Origin of the sequence: Microbacterium sp. F51-2R (assembly GCF_052180235.1) — a bacterium.
Lineage (GTDB): Bacteria > Actinomycetota > Actinomycetes > Actinomycetales > Microbacteriaceae > Microbacterium.
Genome location: NZ_CP197470.1, coordinates 1,320,387 through 1,342,680 on the forward strand (window position 1 = coordinate 1,320,387; position 22,294 = coordinate 1,342,680).

The 22,294-nt window shown below is 70.7% G+C and carries 26 protein-coding genes; 15 read left to right on the forward strand and 11 right to left on the reverse strand.

Annotation, left to right across the window (positions count from 1 at the left end):
• The first annotated feature begins 42 nt into the window (after positions 1-42).
• The 5 genes from ACSBPH_RS05980 to ACSBPH_RS06000 all read left to right on the forward strand — a co-directional run bounded on the left by ACSBPH_RS05980 (position 43) and on the right by ACSBPH_RS06000 (position 5,144).
• A complete protein-coding gene (locus tag ACSBPH_RS05980; RefSeq protein ID WP_442576678.1) occupies positions 43-1,218 on the forward strand; it encodes an aminotransferase class I/II-fold pyridoxal phosphate-dependent enzyme in 1,176 nt (391 codons plus the stop codon).
• A gap of 230 nt (positions 1,219-1,448) precedes the next feature.
• Complete coding sequence (locus ACSBPH_RS05985; RefSeq protein WP_442576679.1) at positions 1,449-3,068, forward strand: protein kinase domain-containing protein; 1,620 nt, start codon at positions 1,449-1,451, stop codon at positions 3,066-3,068.
• A 158-nt stretch (positions 3,069-3,226) separates the two neighbouring features.
• A complete protein-coding gene (msrB, locus tag ACSBPH_RS05990) occupies positions 3,227-3,706 on the forward strand; it encodes a peptide-methionine (R)-S-oxide reductase MsrB (protein ID WP_442576680.1) in 480 nt (159 codons plus the stop codon).
• A complete protein-coding gene (gene msrA, locus ACSBPH_RS05995; protein ID WP_442576681.1) occupies positions 3,703-4,263 on the forward strand; it encodes a peptide-methionine (S)-S-oxide reductase MsrA in 561 nt (186 codons plus the stop codon). Before msrB ends, msrA begins: the two co-directional genes overlap by 4 nt.
• A gap of 389 nt (positions 4,264-4,652) precedes the next feature.
• Entirely contained in the window at positions 4,653-5,144 is a 492-nt protein-coding gene (locus tag ACSBPH_RS06000) for an FBP domain-containing protein (RefSeq protein ID WP_442576682.1), read from the forward strand.
• Positions 5,145-5,205: 61 nt separating this feature from the next.
• Here the strand turns inward: ACSBPH_RS06000 and ACSBPH_RS06005 are convergent, their stop codons facing one another.
• Complete coding sequence (locus ACSBPH_RS06005; protein WP_442576683.1) at positions 5,206-5,790, reverse strand: M15 family metallopeptidase; 585 nt, start codon at positions 5,788-5,790, stop codon at positions 5,206-5,208.
• 87 nt (positions 5,791-5,877) lie between these two features.
• On the opposite strand from ACSBPH_RS06005, the gene ACSBPH_RS06010 reads away from it, so the two are divergent.
• Together ACSBPH_RS06010 and ACSBPH_RS06015 are read left to right on the forward strand one after the other, a co-directional pair.
• Positions 5,878-6,570: a response regulator transcription factor gene (locus tag ACSBPH_RS06010; RefSeq protein ID WP_442576684.1), complete on the forward strand. Its 693-nt coding sequence runs from the start codon at positions 5,878-5,880 to the stop codon at positions 6,568-6,570.
• Complete coding sequence (locus ACSBPH_RS06015) at positions 6,554-7,654, forward strand: sensor histidine kinase (protein WP_442576685.1); 1,101 nt, start codon at positions 6,554-6,556, stop codon at positions 7,652-7,654. Before ACSBPH_RS06010 ends, ACSBPH_RS06015 begins: the two co-directional genes overlap by 17 nt.
• Here ACSBPH_RS06015 and ACSBPH_RS06020 read toward each other — a convergent pair.
• On the reverse strand, positions 7,635-8,111 hold the full coding sequence (locus ACSBPH_RS06020; protein WP_442576686.1) for a VanZ family protein: 477 nt from the start codon (positions 8,109-8,111) through the stop codon (positions 7,635-7,637). The two genes, ACSBPH_RS06015 and ACSBPH_RS06020, sit on opposite strands and share 20 nt — an antisense overlap.
• Before the next feature lie 98 nt (positions 8,112-8,209).
• Here ACSBPH_RS06020 and ACSBPH_RS06025 point away from each other — a divergent pair, with 98 nt between their 5' ends.
• Both ACSBPH_RS06025 and ACSBPH_RS06030 read left to right on the forward strand, forming a co-directional pair.
• A complete protein-coding gene (locus ACSBPH_RS06025) occupies positions 8,210-8,785 on the forward strand; it encodes a DUF2510 domain-containing protein (RefSeq protein WP_442576687.1) in 576 nt (191 codons plus the stop codon).
• A gap of 83 nt (positions 8,786-8,868) precedes the next feature.
• A complete protein-coding gene (locus tag ACSBPH_RS06030; protein ID WP_442576688.1) occupies positions 8,869-9,471 on the forward strand; it encodes a flavodoxin family protein in 603 nt (200 codons plus the stop codon).
• 78 nt (positions 9,472-9,549) lie between these two features.
• Here the strand turns inward: ACSBPH_RS06030 and ACSBPH_RS06035 are convergent, their stop codons facing one another.
• Positions 9,550-10,968: a dihydrolipoyl dehydrogenase family protein gene (locus tag ACSBPH_RS06035; protein WP_442576689.1), complete on the reverse strand. Its 1,419-nt coding sequence runs from the start codon at positions 10,966-10,968 to the stop codon at positions 9,550-9,552.
• 166 nt (positions 10,969-11,134) lie between these two features.
• Between ACSBPH_RS06035 and ACSBPH_RS06040 the strand changes: the two genes are divergently transcribed.
• Genes ACSBPH_RS06040 through ACSBPH_RS06055 form a run of 4 tightly spaced genes read left to right on the forward strand, consistent with a single transcriptional unit; the run spans position 11,135 to position 14,334 of the window.
• Positions 11,135-11,998, forward strand: coding sequence for an ABC transporter ATP-binding protein (locus tag ACSBPH_RS06040; protein WP_442576690.1), 864 nt, complete (start codon positions 11,135-11,137; stop codon positions 11,996-11,998).
• Positions 11,995-12,666, forward strand: coding sequence for an ABC transporter permease (locus ACSBPH_RS06045; RefSeq protein ID WP_442576691.1), 672 nt, complete (start codon positions 11,995-11,997; stop codon positions 12,664-12,666). Before ACSBPH_RS06040 ends, ACSBPH_RS06045 begins: the two co-directional genes overlap by 4 nt.
• Positions 12,663-13,388, forward strand: a complete 726-nt coding sequence (locus tag ACSBPH_RS06050; RefSeq protein WP_442576692.1) for an ABC transporter permease — start codon at positions 12,663-12,665, stop codon at positions 13,386-13,388. The genes ACSBPH_RS06045 and ACSBPH_RS06050 overlap by 4 nt, the downstream gene beginning before the upstream one ends.
• A 28-nt stretch (positions 13,389-13,416) precedes the next feature.
• Entirely contained in the window at positions 13,417-14,334 is a 918-nt protein-coding gene (locus ACSBPH_RS06055; RefSeq protein WP_442576693.1) for a glycine betaine ABC transporter substrate-binding protein, read from the forward strand.
• 56 nt (positions 14,335-14,390) lie between these two features.
• Here ACSBPH_RS06055 and ACSBPH_RS06060 read toward each other — a convergent pair whose 3' ends face one another.
• The 3 genes from ACSBPH_RS06060 to ACSBPH_RS06070 all read right to left on the reverse strand — a co-directional run bounded on the left by ACSBPH_RS06060 (position 14,391) and on the right by ACSBPH_RS06070 (position 16,912).
• The gene (locus ACSBPH_RS06060) at positions 14,391-15,593 is read right to left on the reverse strand and encodes an NAD(P)/FAD-dependent oxidoreductase (RefSeq protein WP_442576694.1); all 1,203 of its coding nucleotides are present in this window, start codon (positions 15,591-15,593) and stop codon (positions 14,391-14,393) included.
• A 110-nt stretch (positions 15,594-15,703) separates the two neighbouring features.
• Positions 15,704-16,357, reverse strand: a complete 654-nt coding sequence (locus ACSBPH_RS06065; RefSeq protein WP_442576695.1) for a DUF1345 domain-containing protein — start codon at positions 16,355-16,357, stop codon at positions 15,704-15,706.
• Between the two features lie 54 nt (positions 16,358-16,411).
• Positions 16,412-16,912 (reverse strand): DUF427 domain-containing protein, encoded by a 501-nt coding sequence (locus ACSBPH_RS06070; RefSeq protein ID WP_442576696.1) that lies wholly within the window; start codon positions 16,910-16,912, stop codon positions 16,412-16,414.
• Between the two features lie 179 nt (positions 16,913-17,091).
• Here ACSBPH_RS06070 and ACSBPH_RS06075 point away from each other — a divergent pair, with 179 nt between their 5' ends.
• Positions 17,092-17,427, forward strand: a complete 336-nt coding sequence (locus ACSBPH_RS06075; protein WP_442576697.1) for a DUF2834 domain-containing protein — start codon at positions 17,092-17,094, stop codon at positions 17,425-17,427.
• Between the two features lie 49 nt (positions 17,428-17,476).
• On the opposite strand, the gene ACSBPH_RS06080 is transcribed toward ACSBPH_RS06075, so the two are convergent.
• From ACSBPH_RS06080 to ACSBPH_RS06095, 4 genes are all read right to left on the reverse strand, one after another.
• Positions 17,477-19,168, reverse strand: a complete 1,692-nt coding sequence (locus ACSBPH_RS06080) for an ABC1 kinase family protein (RefSeq protein ID WP_442576698.1) — start codon at positions 19,166-19,168, stop codon at positions 17,477-17,479.
• A 50-nt stretch (positions 19,169-19,218) separates the two neighbouring features.
• Positions 19,219-19,818: a PadR family transcriptional regulator gene (locus ACSBPH_RS06085; protein ID WP_442576699.1), complete on the reverse strand. Its 600-nt coding sequence runs from the start codon at positions 19,816-19,818 to the stop codon at positions 19,219-19,221.
• Positions 19,819-19,943: 125 nt separating this feature from the next.
• Complete coding sequence (locus tag ACSBPH_RS06090; protein ID WP_442576700.1) at positions 19,944-20,507, reverse strand: dihydrofolate reductase family protein; 564 nt, start codon at positions 20,505-20,507, stop codon at positions 19,944-19,946.
• A complete protein-coding gene (locus ACSBPH_RS06095) occupies positions 20,504-21,118 on the reverse strand; it encodes a dihydrofolate reductase family protein (protein ID WP_442576701.1) in 615 nt (204 codons plus the stop codon). Before ACSBPH_RS06095 ends, ACSBPH_RS06090 begins: the two co-directional genes overlap by 4 nt.
• Positions 21,119-21,192: 74 nt before the next feature.
• Between ACSBPH_RS06095 and ACSBPH_RS06100 the strand changes: the two genes are divergently transcribed.
• Positions 21,193-21,726 carry a winged helix-turn-helix transcriptional regulator gene (locus tag ACSBPH_RS06100; RefSeq protein WP_442576702.1) on the forward strand — a complete coding sequence of 178 codons (534 nt, stop codon included), beginning with the start codon at positions 21,193-21,195 and terminating at the stop codon, positions 21,724-21,726.
• A 24-nt stretch (positions 21,727-21,750) separates the two neighbouring features.
• Here ACSBPH_RS06100 and ACSBPH_RS06105 read toward each other — a convergent pair whose 3' ends face one another.
• The gene (locus ACSBPH_RS06105) at positions 21,751-22,263 is read right to left on the reverse strand and encodes a glycine cleavage system protein R (protein ID WP_442576703.1); all 513 of its coding nucleotides are present in this window, start codon (positions 22,261-22,263) and stop codon (positions 21,751-21,753) included.
• Between the last annotated feature and the right edge of the window lie 31 nt (positions 22,264-22,294).

The following is a 22,294-nucleotide window of genomic DNA, read 5'->3' on the forward strand; positions in this document are numbered from 1 at the left end:
TGCTGGCGGCATCGCTCGCAATCTTGGGACGAGGGTGATGCCATGGTGCTGTCGATGCGCGCGACCCAGGCGATGGCGTCGGTCGACGTCGTGACCGACTTCCTCGCGCGCGTGCAGGCGCTGACCGACGATCCGGCGGCACTCGACTTCACGTTCGGCAACCCGCACGAGCTGCCGCTGCCGGGGCTTTCGGCGGCCATCAAGGCGCAGATCGAGCCGCGGTCGGTCGACTGGTTCGCCTACAAGACGAGCGAGCGAGAGGCTCAGGATGCCGTGGCCTCCGGTCTTCGCCGCGAGCTCGGCCTGCCCTTCCAGCCCGAAGACATCGCCATGACGCAGGGCGCCTTCGGCGCAATCTCGCTCGCCTTCGCCCTCCTCGCCGATGCCGGCGACGAGGTCGTCATCCCCGTCCCCGGCTGGTTCTGCTACGAGCCGATGCTCCGCGCTGCCGATCTCGTGCCGGTGCGCGCAGCGCTGGCCGAGGGCACGTTCGAACTCGACGTCGAGGCGATCGCCCGCGCGATCACTCCACGCACCCGGATCGTCGTCGTCAATTCCCCGGCCAACCCGACGGGCCGGGTCTATCCGAAGGCGGCGTGGGACGCGCTGGCCGAGGTGCTCGAGGCGGCGTCGCAGTCCCACGGCCGGCGGATCTGGCTGCTCTCCGACGAGCCCTACCGCCGCATCCGGTTCGACGACGTCGCGTTCGCGAGCCCCGCCGGATCGTACGCGTCGACGGTCGTCGACTACAGCTACGCCAAGGTCATGCTCGCGCCCGGACAGCGCCTGGGCTACCTGGCGCTCTCGCCGCTTCTCCCCGCCGCGGAGCGGGCGGAGCTGCAGGCCGCCCTCATGCCGCTCGGGCTGGCGATCGGCTGGGGCTTCCCCGACGCGATCATGCAGTACGCCGTTCCCGCCCTCGAGACGGTGACTCTCGACATGGCCGAGCTGACGCGCAAGCGGGATCGCATGTACGGCGCGCTGACCGAGGCGGGCATCGACGTCACGCTCCCGGAGGGGACGTTCTACCTGTGGGGCCGCGCCCCCGGCGGCGACGGCGCGGCGTTCTGCGACGCGCTCGCGGCCCGGGGCGTGTATTTCATGCCGGGGACGCTCTTCGATCAGCCGCATCACTTCCGCGTCTCGCTCACGGCGACGATGGACATGATCGAGGCCGCCCTTCCCGCCGTCCTCGAGGTGGCGGGCGACCTGCGGTGATCAGCACCCGCTCGTGACCTGACGCCAGTGGCCGTGCGCCGCCGATCGGCGAAGTGGACGTCCTCATACGAATGCGTCGGCTCGCCTGATCGAGAGGTTCGGCGACCGCGACGGGTGACCGCGGGAGGGTGGCCCGCTCCCTTCCACACGAGCACCCGCGTGGCAACCCCCTCACGCCGACGGGCGGGGCACGCGAACATCGTGGGAGCTCGAAGGAGCGGAACCCCCTGATGAGTACGCCATCCTCCCTCGTCGCTGACCGCTATCGGCTGGTCAGGCTGCTCGGCGCGGGCGGAATGGGGGTCGTCTGGGAGGCATGGGACGAGCGACTCCACCGGACTGTGGCCCTCAAGATGCTCCGCACGCAGCCGGAGCTCACCGACGCCGAGCGCCAGACCGCGACGGATCGCGCGCTGCGAGAGGCGCGGATCACCGCAGGCCTGCACCACCCGCACGCGGTCACGGTGTTCGACGTCGTCGAGCACGACGGTCAGCCGTGCATCGTGATGCAGCTGATCGAATCGACCCCGCTGTCGGCTCTGCTGCGCGAGCACGGAACCTTCACCCCCTCCGAGACCGCGCGCATCGGCGCTCAGGTCGCCTCCGCCCTCGCGGCAGCGCACAAGCTCAAGATCGTCCACCGCGACGTCAAACCCGGGAACATCCTCATCGGCGCCGACGGCTCGGCGATGATCAGCGACTTCGGCATCTCGCACGCCCTCGGCGACACCGCGATCACGGCGACGGGCCTGGTCCACGGCACGCCCGCCTACCTCGCCCCGGAGGCTGCGCGGGGACTGCCGATGAGCTTCGCGTCCGACGTCTTCTCGCTCGGATCGACGCTCTACGCTATGACCGAGGGCGAACCCCCGTTCGGCTCCGAGAACAACGCGATCGCCCTTCTGCACAAGGTCGCTCGCGGCGGCTATCCGGCGCCGAAGCACGCGGGACCCCTGACTCCCCTGCTGCGGCGGATGCTCGCCACCCAGCCGAAACGGCGGCCGACCATGGCTGAGGTCGTCGAGTCGCTGAACGGCATGCAGCATGGGCCGGCGGACGCCCCCGCTGCGGCCGCCACGGTCGCCTTCACGCCACGCACCGCGCCCACCGCCGTCTCGCCGGGTCCGACGGCCGAGACGCTGCGCGTGGATCAGCCCACCAGGGACGAGGCAGCCACCGCTGACACGGAGGTCCTGGGCCGTCGCGCCGAGGTCGCGTCTGCTGTCGGCGCACCGCCCGGCCCGGCTCCCGCGACCGGAGACCCGGCGCCGGCCACGCGTGGGCGCCGCCGGCGCGTCGGGGTGGTTCTCGGCATCCTTGTCCTCCTGGTGGCACTCGGCGTCGGGGCATGGGTGCTGACCGATCCGCTGCGCCAGAGCCCCGTCGGCAGCGCCGACCCGAAGCCCTCGTCTGCCGCGACGTCGTCGCCGGCCGCCGAGACGCCCGCGACGCACTCGCCGACGCCCGCCACGAGCCCGTCGACGGTCGACGGCGGGCCGGCAGAGCCCGCCCCGCCGGCGCAGACGCCGGAACAGCGCGTCGTCGACGCGATCACCGGCTACTACGCCCTCATGCCAGACCAGCGAGACAGCGCCTGGCCGCTCATGACGGCGGACTACCAGGAGAATCACGCGGGCGGTCGCGGAGGCTACGAGGCGTTCTGGTCCGGTGTCACGGAGGTGTCCGTCGCCGATGTCACCGCGTCCAGCGGCGATCGGGGGCAGGCGACGCTGACCTACCGGTTCAGCGACGGACGCGTGATGCAGGAGGTGACGGCCTACCGCTTCGTCGAGGAGGACGGAGTGCTGAAGATCGCCGGGACGGATGTGCTGAGCAGCGTCGAACTGTGACACCGGGGTGCATCGCCCGAGCGGGACTGCCCTCCGGGCCATTCATCCGCGTAGACGAGAACTCACGGCGCGCTCCCAGCTTCGCGGGACCAAATCGGCCGAGGCATCCGTTCTCTCCTGTGACGCCGCAGCCAGCGACGCCGACGAAGGAGGAGAACGTGGGAGACCACGACTACCGCAAGACCCCCGAGGCGCTCAGCCGCCTCACCGACACCCAGTTCCGCGTGACGCAGGAGGACGGCACCGAGCCGGCGTTCCGCAACGCCTACTGGAACAACCACGACCCCGGCATCTACGTCGATGTCGTCTCGGGCCAGCCGCTGTTCTCGTCGCACGACAAGTACGACAGCGGCACCGGATGGCCGAGCTTCACGCGGCCGATCGAGCGCGACGCCGTCACGACGAAGACCGACTGGAAGCTCCTCCTCCCGCGCACCGAGGTGCGCTCCTCGGGAGCCGACAGCCACTTGGGGCATGTGTTCCACGACGGCCCCAGGGATGCCGGGGGCCTGAGATACTGCATGAACTCGGCGTCGCTGCGGTTCATCCCCGCCGCCGAGCTCGATGAGCAGGGCTACGGCCAGTACCGCACTCACTTCGACACCACAGACACCCACACTCAGGAGGACGCATCATGACCAGCGGACCCACCGACTCCGGAATCATCACCCAGAACCCCGGCACCGAGACGGCGGTCCTCGCCGGCGGCTGCTTCTGGGGCATGGAGGACCTCATCCGCCGCCAGCCCGGCGTGCTGCACACGCGCGTCGGCTACACCGGTGGCCAGAACGACCACGCGACCTACCGCAGGCACCCCGGTCACGCCGAGGCGGTCGAGATCGAGTTCGACCCGACCCAGACGTCGTACCGCGACATCCTGGCGTTCTTCTTCCAGATCCACGACCCGTCGACCCTCGACCGTCAGGGCAACGACATTGGATCGAGCTACCGCTCGGCGATCTTCCCGCTCACGCCCGAGCAGGAGCGGGTCGCCCGCGACACGATCGCCGACGTCGACGCCTCCGGCCTCTGGCCGGGCAAGGCGGTCACGACGATCGAGCCGGCCGGACCGTTCTGGGAGGCGGAGCCCGAGCATCAGGACTACCTGATCAAGTACCCCAACGGCTACACCTGCCACTTCCCGCGCGCGGGGTGGGTGCTGCCCAAGCGCAGCGAGGCCGGCGCCACGGCGTAGGGACTTTCGACGACGGATGCCGCGGCCCCGACGGGTCGCGGCATCCGTCGTCTCTGCGGTCCGCCCCCTACGGGCGTAGGAGTCCGCGCGGGAGTCGGACGTTTCCGCGCCGAAGCGTCCTACGCCCGCGCGATCTCCTGCCTTCGTGAGCCGCGCGGGAGGTCCCCGGTTGCGGCAGGAGGCGGGGATTCAGAGAGCCCCGGTAGAATCTCCCTCGTGTTCAACCGTGTGATGCCTGCGGGCGTGAGGAGGTCGTCGTCGCGCCCTGCGTCGGCGGCGGAGAGAGCCTGAGGCTCGACTCCGCATCTCTCGTCTGAGCGTTCCCCGCGCTCCGAGTTCCTCCCCACACGATCCGTCGCCGTTCCGGCGACCGCACAGAAAGCACGCTCATGCGTCCCCTCACCGACGCCCGGATCCGGGCATCGTTCGTCAACGCCTCGCGCAGCGAACGCAAGAACCTGTCCCTGCCCGCCGAGTTCGAGACCCTCGACTGGGACCGCCTCGACTTCCTCGGTTGGCGCGACCCGCGTCTTCCGCAGGTCGGCTACGTCGTCGTCGACCTCGACGGCGAACCCACGGGACTCCTCCTCCGGCAGGCCGACACCCGCACCCGCACGCGCCCGCAGTGCTCGTGGTGCTCCGACATCCATCTGCCGAACGAGGTCGTGCTCTACACGTCCAAGCGCGCGGGCGATGCCGGACGCCGAGGCGACACCGTCGGCACCCTTGTCTGCGAGAACTTCGAATGCTCGAAGAACGTCCGGCGCCTGCCGCCGTCGGCGTACCTCGGCTTCGACCGCGAGGCCGCGCGCGATCGCCGCATCGAGATGCTCCGCGCCAACGTCGCGGGCTTCGCGCGCGAGGTGCTCGGGCAGGTCTGAATGAGGATGGATGCCGCGGCCCGGCGGGTCGCGCATCCGTCGTCTCTGCTCCGCCGACGCGTCAGCCGGCCGCGTTCTCGACGAGCGCCGGGCACTGCCTGCCCGGTGTCGTCGCGAGCTCGAAGTGCCAGCGCTCGTTCCCGTAGATCTGACACAGGCCCCACTCGGATCCGTGTGCGATGAGCCACGACTGGGCGTCGAGCGGACCGATGTCGACGGCGTCGCCGGTCACATGGTGCGAGCGGTCCGGGGGCGCGACCCACTGCAGCGCGACCTCGGCGCTGCCGTACTTCCGCACGGCATCCTCGAGCAGCCACTGCTGGTACTGCGTGGTGCGCCAGCCGCTCGTGACCTCGAACCGCACGCCGTCGGCGGCCGCAGCATCCGCCGCCTGCCGGATCGCCGCGATCAGCGCGGGGTCGAGGTTCACGATGGCGGGTGTGCCCGAGTCGAGCGCGACGGGCTGCTCGAGGTAACCGTCCGCCACGCGCGGCGCGTACGGCGCGGCGAGCGCGCCGGCCTGCAGGAAGACGACGGCCCACAGCGCGATCGCCAGCAGGATCGCCCCGGCCGCACCCGCGGCGACGAAGGCCGCGAGGGGTGCGCGCCGAGCGGACGGGTCGGTGGGGGCGGGAAGCACGGTCATGCCGTCGATCCCACACGCGCGCGTGTTGCCACCGCGTAAGCGCGGGCGCATATGCCGGCGATATGCGCCCCCACCTAGGCTGGCGTCATGCGCGTGCTGATCGTCGAGGACGAGCCCTACCTCGCCGAGGCGATCCGCGACGGTCTGCGGCTCGAGGCGATCGCGTCCGATATCGCGGGCGACGGCGAGACCGCGTTGGAGCTCCTCTCGATCAATCAGTACGACGTCGTCGTGCTCGATCGCGACATCCCCGGCCCGAACGGCGACGAGGTGGCACGGCGCACCGTGAGCGCTCCGCCGAGTCCGCGGATCCTCATGCTGACCGCGGCCGACCGCCTCGACGACAAGGCGTCGGGGTTCGAGAGCGGCGCCGACGACTACCTCACGAAGCCCTTCGCCCTGCGCGAGCTGGTGCTGCGCCTCCGCGCCCTCGGGCGACGGCCCGCCGAGGCCGCTCCGCCGATCGTCGAGTTCGCCGGCATCCGGCTCGATCCGTTCCGGCGGGAGGTCTACCGCGATGGGCGGTACGTCTCGCTCACGCGCAAGCAGTTCGCCGTGCTCGAGGTGCTCATCTCGGCCGGCGGCGGGGTCATCAGCGCCGAGGACCTGCTCGAGCGCGCGTGGGACGACAACGCCGACCCGTTCACGAACGCCGTGCGCATCACGATCTCGACCCTGCGCAAGCGCCTCGGCGAGCCGTGGGTCATCGAGACGGTGCCGGGGGTCGGCTACCGCATGTCGGAGGCGACGGATGCCTCGGCCGATGGTGCCGGCCACTGAGGCCGCGCGCCCGCAGGGCCTGTCCGTGCGGGTCAAGCTGACCCTCAGCTACGCGGGCCTCGTGCTCGTCGCCGGCGTCGCGATGTTCGCGGTGGGCATCCTCCTCCTCCGTTTCGTGCCGGACGGGAGCCTCTTCGTCGACGGCGGAGGCTGGGCGCCGAATCGCTCCAACCTGCTCGAGGTCTTCGTGCGCTACGCACTGTGGGCGACGGCCGCCCTCGGCGCTCTCGGCCTGATCGGCGGCTGGCTGCTCGCGGGGTTCGTCCTGCGACCGCTGGACCGCATCACCGACGTCGCTCGTCGGGTGCGCGACGGGTCGCTCGACCAGCGCATCGCCCTCCCGGGCCCGCGCGACGAGCTGACCGAGCTGGCAGACACCTTCGACGCCATGCTGGCGCGCGTGCAGCACACGCTCGACCAGGAGCGCCGCTTCGCCGCCAACGCCTCGCACGAGCTGCGGACGCCCCACACGATCATCCGCACGATGGTCGAGGTCGCCCAGCGCGACCCCGATCGCGATGTCGACAGCCTGCTCGCACGCATCGCCGAGACCAACGATCGCGCGATCGCCCTCACCGCGTCGCTCCTCGTCCTCGCGCGAGTCGGCCGAGGCGGCGCGATCGAGCGTCGCGCGGTCGACCTCGCCGCTCTCGTCGCCGGGGTGGTCGCGGAGGAGCGGACGGATGCCTCGGCCCGCGGCATCCGTCTTCATGTCTCCACGATGCCCGGCGTCGTCGCGGGCGATGCCACCCTGGTCGAACGGCTCGTGGCCAATCTCGTGCACAACGCCGTCGTCCACGGCGACGAGGTCGGGAGCGTCTGGATCACGACCTACGCGCGTCCCGGGAGTGTCGAACTGAGGGTGGAGAACACCGGTCCGCTGCTCGACGGCGACGCCGTCGCGACGCTCACCGAGCCGTTCGTCCGCGACGCGGGACGCGTGCGGCCCACCGACGGGCCGACCGGGTCGGGACTGGGCCTGGCCATCGTGTCGGCGATCGTCGAGGCGCATGACGGCTCGCTCGACATCGCGCCGCGCGACGGCGGCGGGCTCGTCGTGCGGGTCACGCTCCCGAGCGCCTGACGGCCCTCGTCACGGCACGGGCGCGTCGGAGGGCTGCGAAGACGAGCCCGACGGCGAGCGCGCCGAGCACGGCGCCGCACGTGTTCCACAGCACGTCCTCCTGGTCGGGCACGCGTCCGGGTATCCCGCTCTGCGCATATTCGACGGCGGTCGACATCGCGAACCCGACGAGCATCGCGAGGGGCCAGAGGCGCCGGCCGACCAGCACGGCCAGGGTCGCTCCGAGCGGGACGAAGAGCAGCGTGTTGAGCACGCGGTCGAGGTCGGCGAAGGGAACCCATCCGAAGAGCCCCTCGACCGCGGCATCCGTCATCCGTTCGAAGAGCGCGCGCACAGGCGCGACGACGGTGCGCGGGGCGAGGGTGAGCGCCGCGACGACGCCGACGGCGGATGCCGCGGCCGCGACGGTCCAGGGCCGAAGCGCCGTGGCGGGCCGGGCGGGGGTGGGAGCGGTCATGCGGAGCCTCTCATTCGGGTCCGTCCAGTCCATCCCGGAGCATGTTGCGTGGACGTATGCTCACCCGCGGCGCCCGCCGCGCGGGTAGCCTCGGGTCCATGGGCACCGTGGCCGAACCCGGCTGGTACGACGACGGCACCGGCAAGCTGCGCTGGTGGGACGGCGTCCGCTGGACCGAGGAGTACGCCGACTTCGGCGGTGGGGGCGTGGAGATCCGCGCGGACGCGGTGCCGCCCTCGCGAGAGCCCGTCCCGGCCGGCTGGTACGACGACGGGCGCGGGCGCATCCGCTGGTGGGACGGTCGCCGGTGGACCCAGCAGACGCGGTTCAGCGGGGGCGAAGACGCGTTCGGCGGCATCGTCGTCGACGGCCGGTGGATCCACATGGGCGACCGAAGTCAGCCGATCGGTGGTCTGGCCGCGGTGGTGCTCACCGCTGGTGACCTCAGCGCGCGCTCGTCGCTCTCCGACGCGGTGCGCACGCACACGCTGTTCACTTCGCAGGGGCCGATGACGCCTCGCGACTTCACCCGGATCGACCGCCAGGCGATCCTGCTCGCGGTGGAGGGCGGCGGGCAGCTGTGGCTCGCGCCGGTCGCTGCCCACGACGTCACACGCGCGCGGCAGTTCGCCGCCTGGATCAACACCTCCTCCGATCACTACCGGTACGGCTGACGACCGACGCGGGGAGGTGTCAACCCCTCCCGACCGTGTCGCGCGTGCGCCTAGCCTGCGAGGACGCGATCGAAAGGAACAGCATGCCCACCGCTCTCGTGCTCAACTGCACCCTCAAGCCCTCGCCGTCGGCGTCCAGCACCGCCCTGCTCGCACAGCAGGTGCTCGATGCCCTCGAACCCCACGGCTTCGAGGGCGACCAGGTGCGGATCGCCGACTTCGACGTGAAGCCCGGGGTCGAGCACGACATGGGCGACGGCGACGAGTGGCCGGCGATCCGCGACCGGATCCTCGCGGCCGACATCCTCGTCTTCGCGACGCCCACGTGGATGGGCCACATGTCGAGCATCGCGCAGCGCGTGCTCGAGCGCCTCGATGCCGACATCTCCGAGACGGATGACGAGGGCCGCCAGATCCTCACCGGAAAGGTCGCCGTCGTGGCCGTCGTCGGCAACGAGGACGGCGCGCACGCGATCATCGCCGACGCCTTCCAGGGGCTCAACGACGTCGGCTTCACGGTGCCCGCGCAGGGTGGCGTCTACTGGAACGGCGAGGCGATGCAGTCGACCGACTACAAGGACCTCGACGAGACTCCGGAGAAGGTCGCGAGCACGACGGCGACCCTCGCGGCGAACGCCGCACATCTCGCGAAGCTCCTCACCGCGCAGCGCTACCCCGCGCCCTGACCCGCCGCGCCGCCCCGCGGGCCGTGCCCGCGGGGCGAACCCGACGGGCGGGCCCGACAGCGCCGGTGGGCGGGGAGATCAGCGACCCCAGGCCTCCAGCCAGCGCAGCCACACTTCGCTGACGGTCGGGTACGACGGCACCGCGTGCCACAGACGCTCGATCGGCACTTCGCCCACGATCGCGATCGTGGCGGAGTGGAGCAGTTCGGCGATGTCGGGACCGACGAACGTCGCCCCCACGAGCACGCGGCGCTCCTCGTCGACGACGGCACGCGCCCGGCCCCGATAGTGGTCGGCGTGGGTCGACGCGCCCGACACCCACGACAGGTCGTAATCGAGGACGCGGATGCCGATCCCCGCCGCGTGGGCGGACGCCTCGGTGTGTCCGACCGAGGCGACCTCGGGGTCGGTGAAGACGACCTGCGGCACCGTGGAGTGATCCGCCGTGGCGACGTGCCGGCCCCAGGGGGCGTCCTCGACCTCCCCGCCGAGCGCGCGCGCCGCGATGACGTCGCCCGCCGCCCGCGCCTGGTACTTGCCCTGGTGCGTGAGGAGCGCACGGTGATTGACGTCGCCGACGGCGTAGAGCCAGTCGACGCCGCGGACGCGCATCGTGTCGTCGACATCGAGCCACGTCCCCGGCGCGAGTCCGATCGTCTCGAGTCCGAGGTCGCCGGTGCGCGCAACCCTGCCGGTCGCGACGAGGAGCTGCGCGGCGCGCACCTCCGACCCGTCCGAGAGCGTCAGCACGACGTCGCCGCCGTCTTCACGGACGACCCGGTCGACGCCGGCGTCTGTCAGAACGGTGGCCCCGGCCTCCGTCAGCGACTCCACGACCGCCTCCCCGGCGAAGGGCTCGAGCGAAGTCAGCAACCCGGACCGCGCGATCACCGTGACCTCGCACCCGAACGACGCGAACAGCGTCGCCATCTCGCTGCCGACGACCCCGCCGCCGAGGATCGCGAGCGAAGGCGGCACCTCCTGCACGCCGGTGGCGTCGCGACTGGTCCACGGCGCGGCATCCTTCAGACCCGGGATGTCGGGAAGGAGCGCCGCCGACCCGGTGCAGACGGCCACCGCGTGCCGCGCGACGAGGGTCGTCTCGTCGCCGTCGGAGCCGGTCACCACGACCTTTCGCTCGCCGTCGAGCCGCCCGTGGCCGCGGACGAGGTCGATGCCTGCGCCCTGAAGCCACTCGACCTGAGAGAGGTCGCTCCACTCGTGCACGATCGCATCGCGGCGGCGCAGCGCGCCGGCGACGTCGACCGACCCGGTCACGGCCTGGGAGGCGCCGTCGACATCGCGTGCCGCGCGCAGCACGGCGCCGCTGCGAAGCAGAGCCTTCGACGGCATGCAGGCCCAGTACGAGCACTCGCCACCGACGAGCTCGCCTTCGACGACGACGACCGACAGCCCCTCCTGCGTGGCCCGGTCGGCGACGTTCTCTCCGACGGGGCCGGCCCCGATGACGATCAGGTCGTACTCTCGCGCGGTCATCCCGCCACGCTACGGTCTGGGGCCGACACACAGCAGCGCTTGACAATCCGCCGCGCTTTCGGCGCCGAACAAGCACAGGGACCAGCTTCGCGTCAAGTGCGCGGATCCGATGTCCCCAGCATGTGAGAGCGTGGTTTTCTTGAAGCACCGTTGACGAAAGGATCGTATGTCGATCGAGTTCCGCTCCGTGACGAAGCGGTTCGACGACGGCACCGTGGCTGTCGACGACTTCAGCCTGACGCTGCCCGCGCACAAGACCACCGTGCTCGTCGGGTCTTCGGGCTGCGGCAAGACGACCCTGTTGCGCATGGTGAACCGGCTCATCGACCCCACGAGCGGCGAGGTGCTCATCGACGGCGAGCCGGTCTCCGGGCGCGATCCGGTCGCGCTGCGGCGAGGCATCGGGTACGTCCTGCAGAACGCCGGGCTCCTCCCCCACTTCACCGTGCTCGACAACATCGCGACGGTTCCCGTGCTCTCGGGCGTCCCGCGCGCGCGTGCGCGCGAGCAGGCCCTGACGTTCATGGATGTCGTGGGCCTCGAGCGATCGCTCGCCGATCGGTATCCGAGCCAGCTCTCCGGCGGTCAGCAGCAGAGAGTCGGCGTCGCGCGCGCCCTCGCGGTCGAGCCGAACATCCTCCTGATGGACGAGCCGTTCGGCGCGGTCGACCCCATCGTGCGCAAAGAGCTGCAGGCAGAGGTCATCCGTCTGCAGCGCGAACTGGCCAAGACCGTCGTCTTCGTGACACACGACATCGATGAGGCTTTCCTCCTCGGCGACCAGGTCGTGATCCTCCAGAAGGGCGCGCGGATCGCCCAGGTCGGCAGTCCGAGCGAGATCATCGAGAACCCCGCCGACGACTTCGTGGCGGAGTTCGTCGGCACCGAGCGGGGGGCTCGCGCGTTCACGATCGCGCAGACGCCGCGCGGGCGGGTGGTCAGAGACGCCGCCGGGCGCACGCAGGGAGTGCTGGTCGACGACGCCGGTATGACGGATGCCGCGGCCCCGGTCGCGCGGGGAATGACGTGACCTGGGTCCTGGCCAATCTCGACCTGATCTGGCAGCTCTCCGTGCAGCATCTGCGGCAGAGCGCCCTCGCGATCGTGTTCGGCTTCCTGATCGCACTCCCCATCGGCTGGGCCGCCTTCCGCTACACGCGCCTGCGGGGGTCGGTCCTCACGACCGTCGGCCTGCTCTACACGATCCCGTCCTTCGCGCTGTTCGCGATCCTCGCCCTGTTCGGCGTGCCCTACCTCTCCGAGGCCAACCTCGTCGTGGCGCTGACGATCTACGCGGTCGCGATCATGACGCGCTCCGTCACCGACGGTCTCGACTCGGTCGACGCCACGACCCGGGGCGCCGCGATCGCCGTCGGGTTCGGCGCGTGGGCGCGCTTCTGGAAGGTCGACTTCCCGCTCGCGGGTCCCGTCATCCTGGCCGGACTGCGCGTCACCGCCGTGTCGACGATCTCGCTCGCGACGGTCGGCGCTCTCATCGGCGTGCAGAACCTCGGCTACCTCTTCACCAACGGCTCGCAGCGCCACATCGTCGCCGAGATCCTCGCCGGCGTCATCGCCGTGGTCGTCATCGCCCTCATCATCGACCTGCTGCTCGTCGTGGCCGGTCGCTTCCTCATGCCCTGGGCGCGCGGCTCACGTGCCGCGGGCGGCCGCGGAGTGAAGACGGCACTCGCATGAACCTCCTCGTCGACGCCTTCGCGTGGATCTTCGCGCCCGCCCGGCTCACCGGCGCGGTGCCGCTGCCGACCGCGATCGCGCAGCAGCTCGCCTTCACCTTCGGCTCGGTCCTGATCGCGGCGCTGATCGCGATCCCGATCGGCTGGAGCATCGGCCACACCGGCCGCGGGCGCGAGACCGCCGTCTTCATCTCGGGCGCTGCGCGCGCCCTGCCGGCGCTCGGTGTCGTCGCGCTCCTTCTCGAGCTCATCCCCGTCTCGTACAAGACCTTCGCCGCCGTCGTCGCGTTCGTCCTGCTCGCGATCCCATCGATCCTCGCCGGGGCCTACTCCGGGTTCGAGGCCATCGACCGCGCTGTCATCGGCGCGGGGCGGGCCATCGGCATGACGCAGTGGCAGATCCTCGTGCGCATCGAGATCCCGCTCGGCCTCGCACTGCTCATCAACGGCCTGCGCTCGGCGACGCTGCAGGTGGTGGCGACCGTGACGATCGCCGCCTACTTCGGTCTCGGCGGCCTCGGCTTCTACATCATGCAGGGACTCGCCAACCGCGACTTCACGCAGATCCTCGGGGCATCCCTCGTCATCATCGCGCTCGCCCTCATCCTCGACGGCCTCTTCGTCCTCCTCGCCCGCCTCGTCGTGCCCCGCACCGAGGCGCGGCGCTCGCGACGCTCCCCCGCTCCGCCCGTGGCGACGAACGTCGCGGGCTCCATCGCCTGAGTCCCTGCCCACCACACCGGAGAATCACATGAAGAACACACGCACTCGCCTCGCGCTGGCCCTCGTGGCCGTCTCGACGGCGGCCCTCGCCCTCGCCGGCTGCGCCTCCAGCGCCGATCCGCTCGACGGCGGCAGCGCCGGCGGCGACGCGACGGGCGACTCGTCCTCGATCGTCATCGGATCGCAGGCGTACTACTCGAACGAGATCATCGCCGAGATCTACGCCCAGGCGCTCGAGGGCGCCGGGTTCACCGTCGAGCGCCAGTTCAACATCGGCCAGCGCGACGCCTACCTGCCCTCGCTCGAGGACGGATCGATCGACCTCTTCCCCGAGTACACCGGCAACCTGCTGCAGTACTACGTGCCCGACGCGAAGGCCACGACCTCCGACGACGTCTACGCGGCCCTGAAGGACGCGCTGCCCGAGGGGCTCACTGTGCTCGACCAGTCCCCCGCGACCGACCAGGACTCGTACAACGTGACCGCCGCGTTCGCGAAGGAGAACAGCCTCAGCTCGATCGAAGACCTCGCAGGCCTTCCCGGCCTCGTCCTCGGCGGCGCGCCGGAGCTCGAGACGCGCCCCTACGGCCCCTCGGGCCTCAAGGAGCTGTACGGCGTCGACGTCACCTTCAACCCCACGGCCGACACGACGGTCGCCGAGCTCGTCGCCGGCAACATCCAGGTCGCCAACGTCTACAGCGCCGATCCGCGCATCAAGACGAACGACCTCGTGACGCTCGCCGACCCGAAGGGGCTGTTCCTCGCCTCGAACGTCGTCCCCCTCGTGAACGCCGACGTCGCCGACAAGATCGCCGAGGTCATCAACCCGGTCAGCGCCGCGCTGACCCCCGAGGGCCTCGTCGCCCTCAACGTGGAGTCGACCGACGACCAGCGCTCCGCGAAGGACATCGCGAAGGACTGGCTCGCCGCCAACAACCTGGGCTGACCTTCGATGACGACGGATGCCGCGACCCCTCGGGCCGCGGCGTCCGTCGCCTCATGTCAGACGAGCCCCTTGAGGATCAGGTTCCAGTAGACCCACGGCAGCACGTGACGATCGGCGATCCACGCGAGGCGGTTCTCGCGGTACATGCTCCTCCAGAACGGGATGGTGGGCGCGAGCTGCCCCTCCGCGTCGAACTCCGCCCACACGACGGTCGATCGCGAGACGGTCAGCGGGCAGACGGCGTACCCGTCGTACTGCCACTTCGCCTCCTCGCCCTTGCGCACCGCGGCGAGGTTCCTCGCGAGCACATCCGTCTGCTTGCGCAGAGCTCCGCCGCATTTCGAGTTCGTGGTGGCCGCGGCATCCCCCAGCGTCCAGACATTGCCGTAGCGCGGATGCCGCAGTGTGCGCGTGTCGACCTCGACGAAGCCGCCCGGGTCGTCGTGTCCCACGAGGGGCGAGTCGGCCAGCCAGTCGGGCGCCGACTGCGGCGGCACGACGTTGAGGACGTCGTAGCGGATGCGCTCGGCGCCCTCCGGCCCGATGAGCACGACCTCGGATGCCGCGGCATCCACTTCCGCCAGCTCGCTGTCGGTGCGCACCTCGATGCCGTACTTCGCGATGGTGCGTTCGAGCTCACGGTCGAACGCGGGAATGCCGAAGATCGAGTGCGTCGGCACGACCATGATCACGCGGATGGCATCGAGCACGCCCTTCGCGCGCCAGTAGTCGCACGCCTGGTACATCGGCTTCTGCGAGGCCCCCGCGCAGGACGCGGGCCCGGACGGCTCGGTGAAGATCACGGTCCCGCTCGTGAGGTCGCGCAGGAGGAGCGACGCCTTGGCCGCGAGGTCGTGCTCATAGTGCGAGGCGACGGCGGGTGTGTCGAGCGCCTCGACGAGACCCGGCACCGCGCTCCAGTCGTGCTGGATGCCCGGAGAGAGGATGACGTGCTCGTACGTGATGCGTCGGCCGTCCTCGAGGGTCACGGCACTCGCGTCGGGGTCGATCGACGCCGCGCGCCCCCGGATCCATTCGACGCCTCTCGGCATGACGTCGCGCTGGGGGCGGACCGTGATGCTCGCTCGCGCCGTGCCCCCGGCGACGTGCGAGAAGAGCGGCTGGTAGAGGTGATGCTCGCGGGGCTCGATGAGCGCGATGTCGCTCACGCCTCGTCGTCGCAGTCGCGCCGCCACCGAGATGCCGCCGTTGCCGCCGCCGACGACGAGGACCTCGTGGTGTGCATTGTTCTCGGGCATCGCCAAGCCTCCTCGGGCCGATGGGTCTGCTCACGCTATGTCGAGGCGACGCTCGGCCGGGAGGGGTTGCGGCGGCGGTGCGGCCCGGGTACGGGCCGCGGCATCCGTCGTCAGGCGTTGATGATCGTGCTGAAGGCCAGCACGATGATGAGCGCGTTGAGGAAGAAGCTGAACGTCGTGTGCCACACGACCGTCCACCGCATGCGACTGGATTGCACGAGCACGTCCGAGACCGAGAACGTCGTGGCGTTGGTGAAGGAGAAGTACACGAAGTCGACGAGGCGCGGCGTCGGGGTGCCGGGGAAAACGAGCGGCGGCGTCGCCGCCGACAGCCGGTAGCGGCGGTCGTAGATGCGCGCGTAGCCCCAGTGGAACAGGGCCCACGACAGCAGCATGGCCCACACGGCGACGGGCTCGACCCAGCCGGCCCAGTCGGGATCGTTGCGCAGCAGCAGGATCTCGGTGGCCGCGACGAGGCCGACGAGGCTCGCGGCGAAGGTGCCGATCGTCGAGATCAGCCCCGCGAGCGGATGGACATCGACGTGCTGCAGCAATGGCGGCGTGCGCTCGAGGGGACGCCGCAGGGTGATTCCGACGGCGATCACCGCGGCGAGCCAGTAGAGCGTGCCGACGGCGCACCAGATCGCCAGCACCCCGATGGTGGCCGAGTCGTCCTCCGTGAAGAAGATGAGCACGGCGCCGAGGACGATGAGCGCGAGCTGCACCAGCAGATCGACGATGCGAACGATGACGGCGACGACCACCCGCGAACCCCCCTGCCTCGTGAGGGAAACGCTATCGGCTCGACACCGGCCTGATCACCAGCCCCGCGAGCCCGGCACGCCCTTGAACGGACCGGCGACGCCCGAGGTGATCCAGCCGCCGTAGAAGCCGCCGGGCTGCGGGACGACGACCTCGCCGTCCACCGTCACCTCGTCCATCGGGCCGGCATACACGGCGACGCGGCCGACGAGCGACTCGAATCCGCGGCTCGGCGAGGGGTATGTCCAGGCGGCTCGAGAAGCCCGGACCCCAGCCCCTCCGACGACATCGAGGTAGCTCGCCTGTCCCTTGAACTCGCAGAACGACGAGCCCGCCGCCGGCACGAGGGCCCCGGCACGGAAAGCCGACGTCGGAAGGTAGTAGACAGGCGGATGGCTCGTCTCGAGCACCCGCACGACGTCGGTCGTGTCGACGATGACGGCCCCGCCGAAGCGGATCACGACACGGACGTCGCGAGCCTCGGCGCGCGGCGGACGCGGGTAGTCCCACACCGACTCCTGGCCGGGTGCGGGCGGATCGGGGACAGGACGAGACATGGCCTCAGCGTAAACGCGCGCGGGAGGGCCGAGGGCCGTGGCGCCGGGCGCCGTTGCGACGATCCGGGTACCCGGAGACGACGGCATGATGGACACGTCGATGCGGGATCGGGATGCCGAGGCATCCGTCGCCCGCCCGCTCTGCGGAACCGCATGCCGCAGCCGTACGAGGAGCCCCCATGACACCGCGTTGGACGCCGCTGGCCGTCGCCTATCTGTGCCTCTCGCTGGCGGGGCTCATCGGGACGTTCGTCCTCAACGCGTGGACTGTCGTCGAGGCGCGGAACTACTTCGGCGACATCTTCGGCGGCGGGCCCGCCGTCGGATCGCTCGGGGTCGACCTGCTCGTCGTGGCGATCGCGGGCGCGACGTTCATCGTCGTCGAAGCGCGAAGGCTCGGGATGCGTCGCGCGTGGCTCTACATCGCGCTCTCGCTCGTGACCGCCTTCGCGTTCACCTTCCCGCTCTTCCTCGCGATGCGGGAGCGCCGGCTGTCGACGCCGTCGGGCGCCTGAGGCACCCAGCCGGAGGCCCCGGGTCGGGCGTGTTCTCGCGCGCGCCCTGCTAGCGAGGACCGCGGCCGCTCGCCCAGCTCGCGAACACGGCGTGCAGGGCTGCCGGCAGGGACGCCACGAGCAGGATGACACTCCACACCGGGGCATCTTCACGAAGGAGCAGAGCGCCGAGGAAGAGCGCTGCGAACATAACCGCCGACACGATGCGACGGCCGGTGCGCTCGAGCGACCGCAGGCGCTGCTCGACACGTGGCGTCTGCACGGCGAGTCGGCCTTCCTCCATCCGCGTGACGGCGTCGTCGAGGCGTCGGGGCAGGCGCGCGGCGATCCCTGCGAGATCGACGGCCTCCCGACCGATCGCCTGCACGAAACCGCCCCGCTCGTCGCGCAGCAGCTGCGCCGCATACGGCTCGACGGCATCCCAGATGTTGAATGCCGGGTCCAGCGAGCTGCACATCCCGGACGTCAGCGAGATCGCCCGCACGATGAGGAGGAAGTTCTCGGGGAGCTGGAACGGCAGCGACCGCACGACGTCGCCGAACTGCGTGGCGAAGTCACGGAACTCCCGCGGGTCGACCTCCTGCAGCTCCGCGAAGCCCATGCCGCCGAAGCGCGCGAAGAGGGCGGTCATCGCCCGCTCCAGCTCCGTCGTGTCCGCCGACGGCAGCAGCACGCCGACGTCGCGGATGCTCTCCACCATCTGCCGCCCGTTGCGCGACGCGACCGCGATGATGAGCCGCTGCAGGCCTTTGCGCAGCTGCTCGGGAACCTCGCCCATCATGCCGAAGTCGATGAAGGTGAGCTTCCACGCGCGCTCCCCCGGAGCTGCCGCGATGGGGGTCACGAAGATGTTGCCGGGGTGAGGATCGGCGTGGAAGTAGCCGTCACGGAACAGCTGGTCGAACATGACCGTCGCGAACTCGTGGGCGACCTCTGTCGGATCGATGCCGGCCGCGCGCAGCGCCGCCACGTCGTTGATCTTGATCGCCGTGACATCCGACAGCGTCAGGACGCGCCGGGTCGTGCGCTCCCACGCGATCTCGGGCACGGCGACGCGCGGATCGCCGGCGAAGCGCGCCGAGAACCGCTCGGCGTTCGCCGCTTCGTGGAGGTAGTCGATCTCCTCGAGGCTCGTCGCCGCGAACTCGTCCAGGAGCGTGGGCAGATCGACCCGATCGGCGACGATCCGTACACGGCTGAGCCATCCCGCGACCTTGCGCAGCGCCGCGAGGTCGACGTCGACGATCTCGTCGATGCCCGGACGCTGGATCTTCACGACGACCCCCGCGAAGCCCGTGTCGACGGCGTCCTCCGGTCGCAGCTGCCCCCGATGCGCCTGCCCGAGGGATGCCGCTGCCAGCGGCACCGGATCCACCCACGCGAACGCGCGCTCGAGCGGCATGCCCAGCTCCGCCTCGGCCAGCGCCCGGATCGCGGCGAAGTCGACCGGCGGCACCTCGTCCTGCAGCCCCTCGAGCTCGGTCGTGATCTCGGGCGGCAGCACGTCGAGGCGCGACGAGAGGAACTGTCCGACCTTGATCATGAGTCCGCCCAGCGACACGGCGAGCGCGTGGAACTTGCGGGCGAGCTTCGTCAGCCGGTCGGCGCGGCCCCGCGCCGCGAATCGGGCGAACCCGATGCGCGGGAGGAACAGCTCGTACCACCACGCCTGCACCATGTACCGGGCGGCGAAACGAAGGATGCGGCGATAGCGGGCGCGGGTATCGCCGGTGCCGGCCATCGCTCGTCCCCGGTCCCGGCGCTCGGGTGTGCGTTCAGGCGTCGGCGAGCTCACCCCTCGGCGAGGATCGCGTAGAGCTTGCGGCGGGCCTCGTCGAGCACCTCGACCGCCTGCTGCACCTGCTCCTGCGTGCCGGTGCGTCCGACCTGGGCCGCGGCCTGCGCGAGCTTCATGCCCGACTTCGGCAGCGCGCCCATGCGGGCGTCCTGCGAGCCCGACGACTTCCACGGCGCCGGCTTGCCGTCGGCGGCCTCGGCCTCGGCGCGACCCGCGTCGGTCAGCGAGTAGGTCTTCTTGCCGGCCGCCTCCTCGGCGGCGATGAGTCCCTCGTCGGCCAGGAGCTGAAGGGTCGGGTAGACAGAGCCGGGGCTCGGCTTCCACGCGCCGTTGCTGCGCTCCTCGATCTCGTGGATGATCTGGTAGCCGTGCATCGGCTGCTCGGCGAGCAGGGCGAGAACCGCCGCGCGCACGTCGCCGCGCGACATCCGTCCGCCGGTGCTGCCCGAGACGACACCGCCGACGCGCTGCTCGAAGGCATCCCGCAGCTGGTCGAGGGCGTCCCACAGTCCGCTGGACAGTCCGGCGCCGGGCATTCCCGCCGGCCCGCGGTGACGGTTTCCGTAGCGATCGTCGTCGTAAGTACCGTTCATGGTGACCTCCTAGCGATGGTCCGTCCGATAGTGGACGATACATACCGATATATCGCTAACTGGGCCAGAAGCGAAGAGGATGCCGCGAACTCACAGTCCGCGTTCAGCCCCCGCCGCGGCGTCCGTCACCGGAGAGGGCGTGCGCGCACGTTGACCTCGTGGCGCGGCTCGTCTGTCATCGTGAAGGCGAGGGGCACCGGTGCCGCGCCCGGATTGTCGTACAGACGGACGCCTTCCCCCAGCAGCACCGGCGCGATGTGCAGATCGATCTCGTCGAGCAGCCCGAGGTCGAGAAGCTGCCGACCGATCGACGCCGAGAAGATCTCGACGTTCTTGCCGCCTGCGGCCTGCTTCGCGATCGCCAGGGCTTCCGCCACGTCGCAGCTGAGGAAGGTCGCGCCCTCGCTCTCGGGCGCGTCGTCGGGATGATGCGTGAGGACGAAGACGGGGCCGCTCCACTGCCCGCCGTAGATGGCCGCCGTGTCGGGGAACGCGTCGAAGCCGTCGCGCCCGCCGAGCACCGCGCCCGTCGTCGCGACGTATTGGTCGATGAGATCGGGGCGACCGGAGGTGAGCCCCGCCATCCAGTCCATCGTGTGGCCGGGGCCGGCGACGAACCCGTCGAGCGACATCGTGAAGTGCCACAGGGCCTTGCCGCCGGCCGTCTGCGGCGTCGGCTCGCCGATCACGACGACGTCTCCCCCAGGCGGTGCACGCGGTAGCGCACGTGCGTGACGTTCGAGGTGCCGCGCGAGCCGATGAGCTCGAGACCGACCGGTCCGACGCCCTCGAAGAGCCGGAGGCCCCCACCGATGATCGTCGGCGAGATCTGCAGCATGAGCTCGTCGATGAGCCCTGCCGCGAGGTACTGATTGATCGTGCTCACCCCGCCCGCGATGTGGATCGGACGATCGCCCGCGACCGCGCGTGCCTGCGCGAGGGCCGCCTCGATGCCGTCGGTCACGAAGAAGAACGTCGTGCCGCCCGCCATCTCGAGAGGCTCGCGCGGGTAGTGCGTGAGGACGTACACGGGCGCGTGGTAGGGCGGGTCATCGCCCCACCAGCCGCGCCAGTCCCCGTGCCACTCGCCGCGGACCGGACCGAACATGTTGCGGCCCATGATGAACGCCCCCGCGTCGACGATGGCGTCGATCTCGGCGCGGTTCTCGTCGGGTGTCTCGAACATCCATTGATGCAGCAGTTCATTGGGCGCGTCACCGAACGGACGCTCCTCGGTCTGGTTATGGCCCGAGCCGATCCCGTCGAGCGAGATCGACATGGTCGCGATCACCGGTTGCATGTCATCCTCCAACTGATTGCGTTCTGCAACTGGTTCCGCACACTACGCCGAACTGGTTGTAGAGTGCAAGCAGTATGACGGAGTCGCAGAGGTCCGGGTGCCCGATCAATCTCTCTCTCGAGGTGATCGGCGACAAGTGGTCGCTGCTCGTCATCCGCGACATGATGTTCGGCAATCGCCGCCACTTCCGCGAGCTGCTCCTCGGCTCCGAAGAGGGCATCGCGTCGAACATCCTCTCCGACCGCCTGCAGCGCCTCGTCAACGAGGGCCTCATCTCTCGCGCGGCCGACCCGACGCACAAGCAGAAGGTCGTCTACAGCCTCACCGAGCCGGCGATCCAGCTCGTGCCGGTGCTCGTCGCCCTCGGGTCGTGGGGCCGGCGGCACCTCCCCGTCTCGCGAGAGCTGTCGATCCGTGCCGAGCTGCTCGAGCGCGGCGGACCCGCTATGTGGGACGCCTTCATGGACGAGCTGCGCGAGCAGCACCTCGGCACGCCGCGCCCCGAGGGAGCGCGGTCGGTGTTCGCGGAGCTGCGCGAGGCGTACCTGGCCGAGCTCGCGGCGGTCGCGGCCGATACATCGTCCGCCGGCGCCGCCCGCGTGCGCTGACCGCTCGCTCTCCTCCGGCGAACCTCAGTCGCGACGCGTGACGTCGACCTGCAGCTCGTGGGCGAGTCGCTCGAGCTCGTCGACCAGCGCGTCGACGTCGACGGATGCCGGGACCACGGCCGAGATCGTCGCTTCGAAGAGTCGGCCACCCGCCATCGCGGCGTCGCGGGTCTCGCTCGTCATCCGTTCGATGCTGACGCCGTTGGCGCTGAGAGTCGAGCTCAGCTCGCGGACGATGCCCGGACGGTCGTTGCCGAGCACCTCGAACGTGAAGAGGCGGTGGGGCGCGGCATCCGTCGTCTCTTCGCGAGCGGGAACCGCCACGGTGACGAGCCCCTCGACCGCCGAGAGCGCGGCGCGCAGGGCGTCGGCCCGATCCGGGGCGACCGACACCTCGATGATGCCGGCGAAGGCTCCCGAGAGCTCGGCGAGCTGGCTGCTCTCCCAGTTGCCGCCGTGCGAGTCGATGACCTCGGCGACCGCGGCGACGAGTCCGGCGCGGTCGTCTCCGACGACGGTGAGCACGAGCATTGTCATGCGGTCAGCGTATGCCCCAGACGACGACGGC

Coding starts and splice junctions, on each gene's coding strand:
- ACSBPH_RS06030 (WP_442576688.1), top strand. CDS start 8,869: ATGCCCACCGCTCTCGTGCTCAACTGCACCCTCAAGCCCTCGCCGTCG.
- ACSBPH_RS05980 (WP_442576678.1), top strand. CDS start 43: ATGGTGCTGTCGATGCGCGCGACCCAGGCGATGGCGTCGGTCGACGTC.
- ACSBPH_RS06105 (WP_442576703.1), bottom strand. CDS start 22,263: ATGACAATGCTCGTGCTCACCGTCGTCGGAGACGACCGCGCCGGACTC.
- ACSBPH_RS06080 (WP_442576698.1), bottom strand. CDS start 19,168: ATGGCCGGCACCGGCGATACCCGCGCCCGCTATCGCCGCATCCTTCGT.
- ACSBPH_RS06025 (WP_442576687.1), top strand. CDS start 8,210: ATGGGCACCGTGGCCGAACCCGGCTGGTACGACGACGGCACCGGCAAG.
- ACSBPH_RS06005 (WP_442576683.1), bottom strand. CDS start 5,790: ATGACCGTGCTTCCCGCCCCCACCGACCCGTCCGCTCGGCGCGCACCC.
- ACSBPH_RS06095 (WP_442576701.1), bottom strand. CDS start 21,118: ATGCAACCGGTGATCGCGACCATGTCGATCTCGCTCGACGGGATCGGC.
- ACSBPH_RS06060 (WP_442576694.1), bottom strand. CDS start 15,593: ATGCCCGAGAACAATGCACACCACGAGGTCCTCGTCGTCGGCGGCGGC.
- ACSBPH_RS05985 (WP_442576679.1), top strand. CDS start 1,449: ATGAGTACGCCATCCTCCCTCGTCGCTGACCGCTATCGGCTGGTCAGG.
- ACSBPH_RS06010 (WP_442576684.1), top strand. CDS start 5,878: ATGCGCGTGCTGATCGTCGAGGACGAGCCCTACCTCGCCGAGGCGATC.
- ACSBPH_RS06040 (WP_442576690.1), top strand. CDS start 11,135: ATGTCGATCGAGTTCCGCTCCGTGACGAAGCGGTTCGACGACGGCACC.
- ACSBPH_RS06020 (WP_442576686.1), bottom strand. CDS start 8,111: ATGACCGCTCCCACCCCCGCCCGGCCCGCCACGGCGCTTCGGCCCTGG.
- ACSBPH_RS06035 (WP_442576689.1), bottom strand. CDS start 10,968: ATGACCGCGCGAGAGTACGACCTGATCGTCATCGGGGCCGGCCCCGTC.
- msrA (WP_442576681.1), top strand. CDS start 3,703: ATGACCAGCGGACCCACCGACTCCGGAATCATCACCCAGAACCCCGGC.
- ACSBPH_RS06100 (WP_442576702.1), top strand. CDS start 21,193: ATGACGGAGTCGCAGAGGTCCGGGTGCCCGATCAATCTCTCTCTCGAG.
- ACSBPH_RS06050 (WP_442576692.1), top strand. CDS start 12,663: ATGAACCTCCTCGTCGACGCCTTCGCGTGGATCTTCGCGCCCGCCCGG.
- ACSBPH_RS06070 (WP_442576696.1), bottom strand. CDS start 16,912: ATGTCTCGTCCTGTCCCCGATCCGCCCGCACCCGGCCAGGAGTCGGTG.
- ACSBPH_RS06015 (WP_442576685.1), top strand. CDS start 6,554: ATGGTGCCGGCCACTGAGGCCGCGCGCCCGCAGGGCCTGTCCGTGCGG.
- ACSBPH_RS06055 (WP_442576693.1), top strand. CDS start 13,417: ATGAAGAACACACGCACTCGCCTCGCGCTGGCCCTCGTGGCCGTCTCG.
- ACSBPH_RS06075 (WP_442576697.1), top strand. CDS start 17,092: ATGACACCGCGTTGGACGCCGCTGGCCGTCGCCTATCTGTGCCTCTCG.
- ACSBPH_RS06085 (WP_442576699.1), bottom strand. CDS start 19,818: ATGAACGGTACTTACGACGACGATCGCTACGGAAACCGTCACCGCGGG.
- ACSBPH_RS06000 (WP_442576682.1), top strand. CDS start 4,653: ATGCGTCCCCTCACCGACGCCCGGATCCGGGCATCGTTCGTCAACGCC.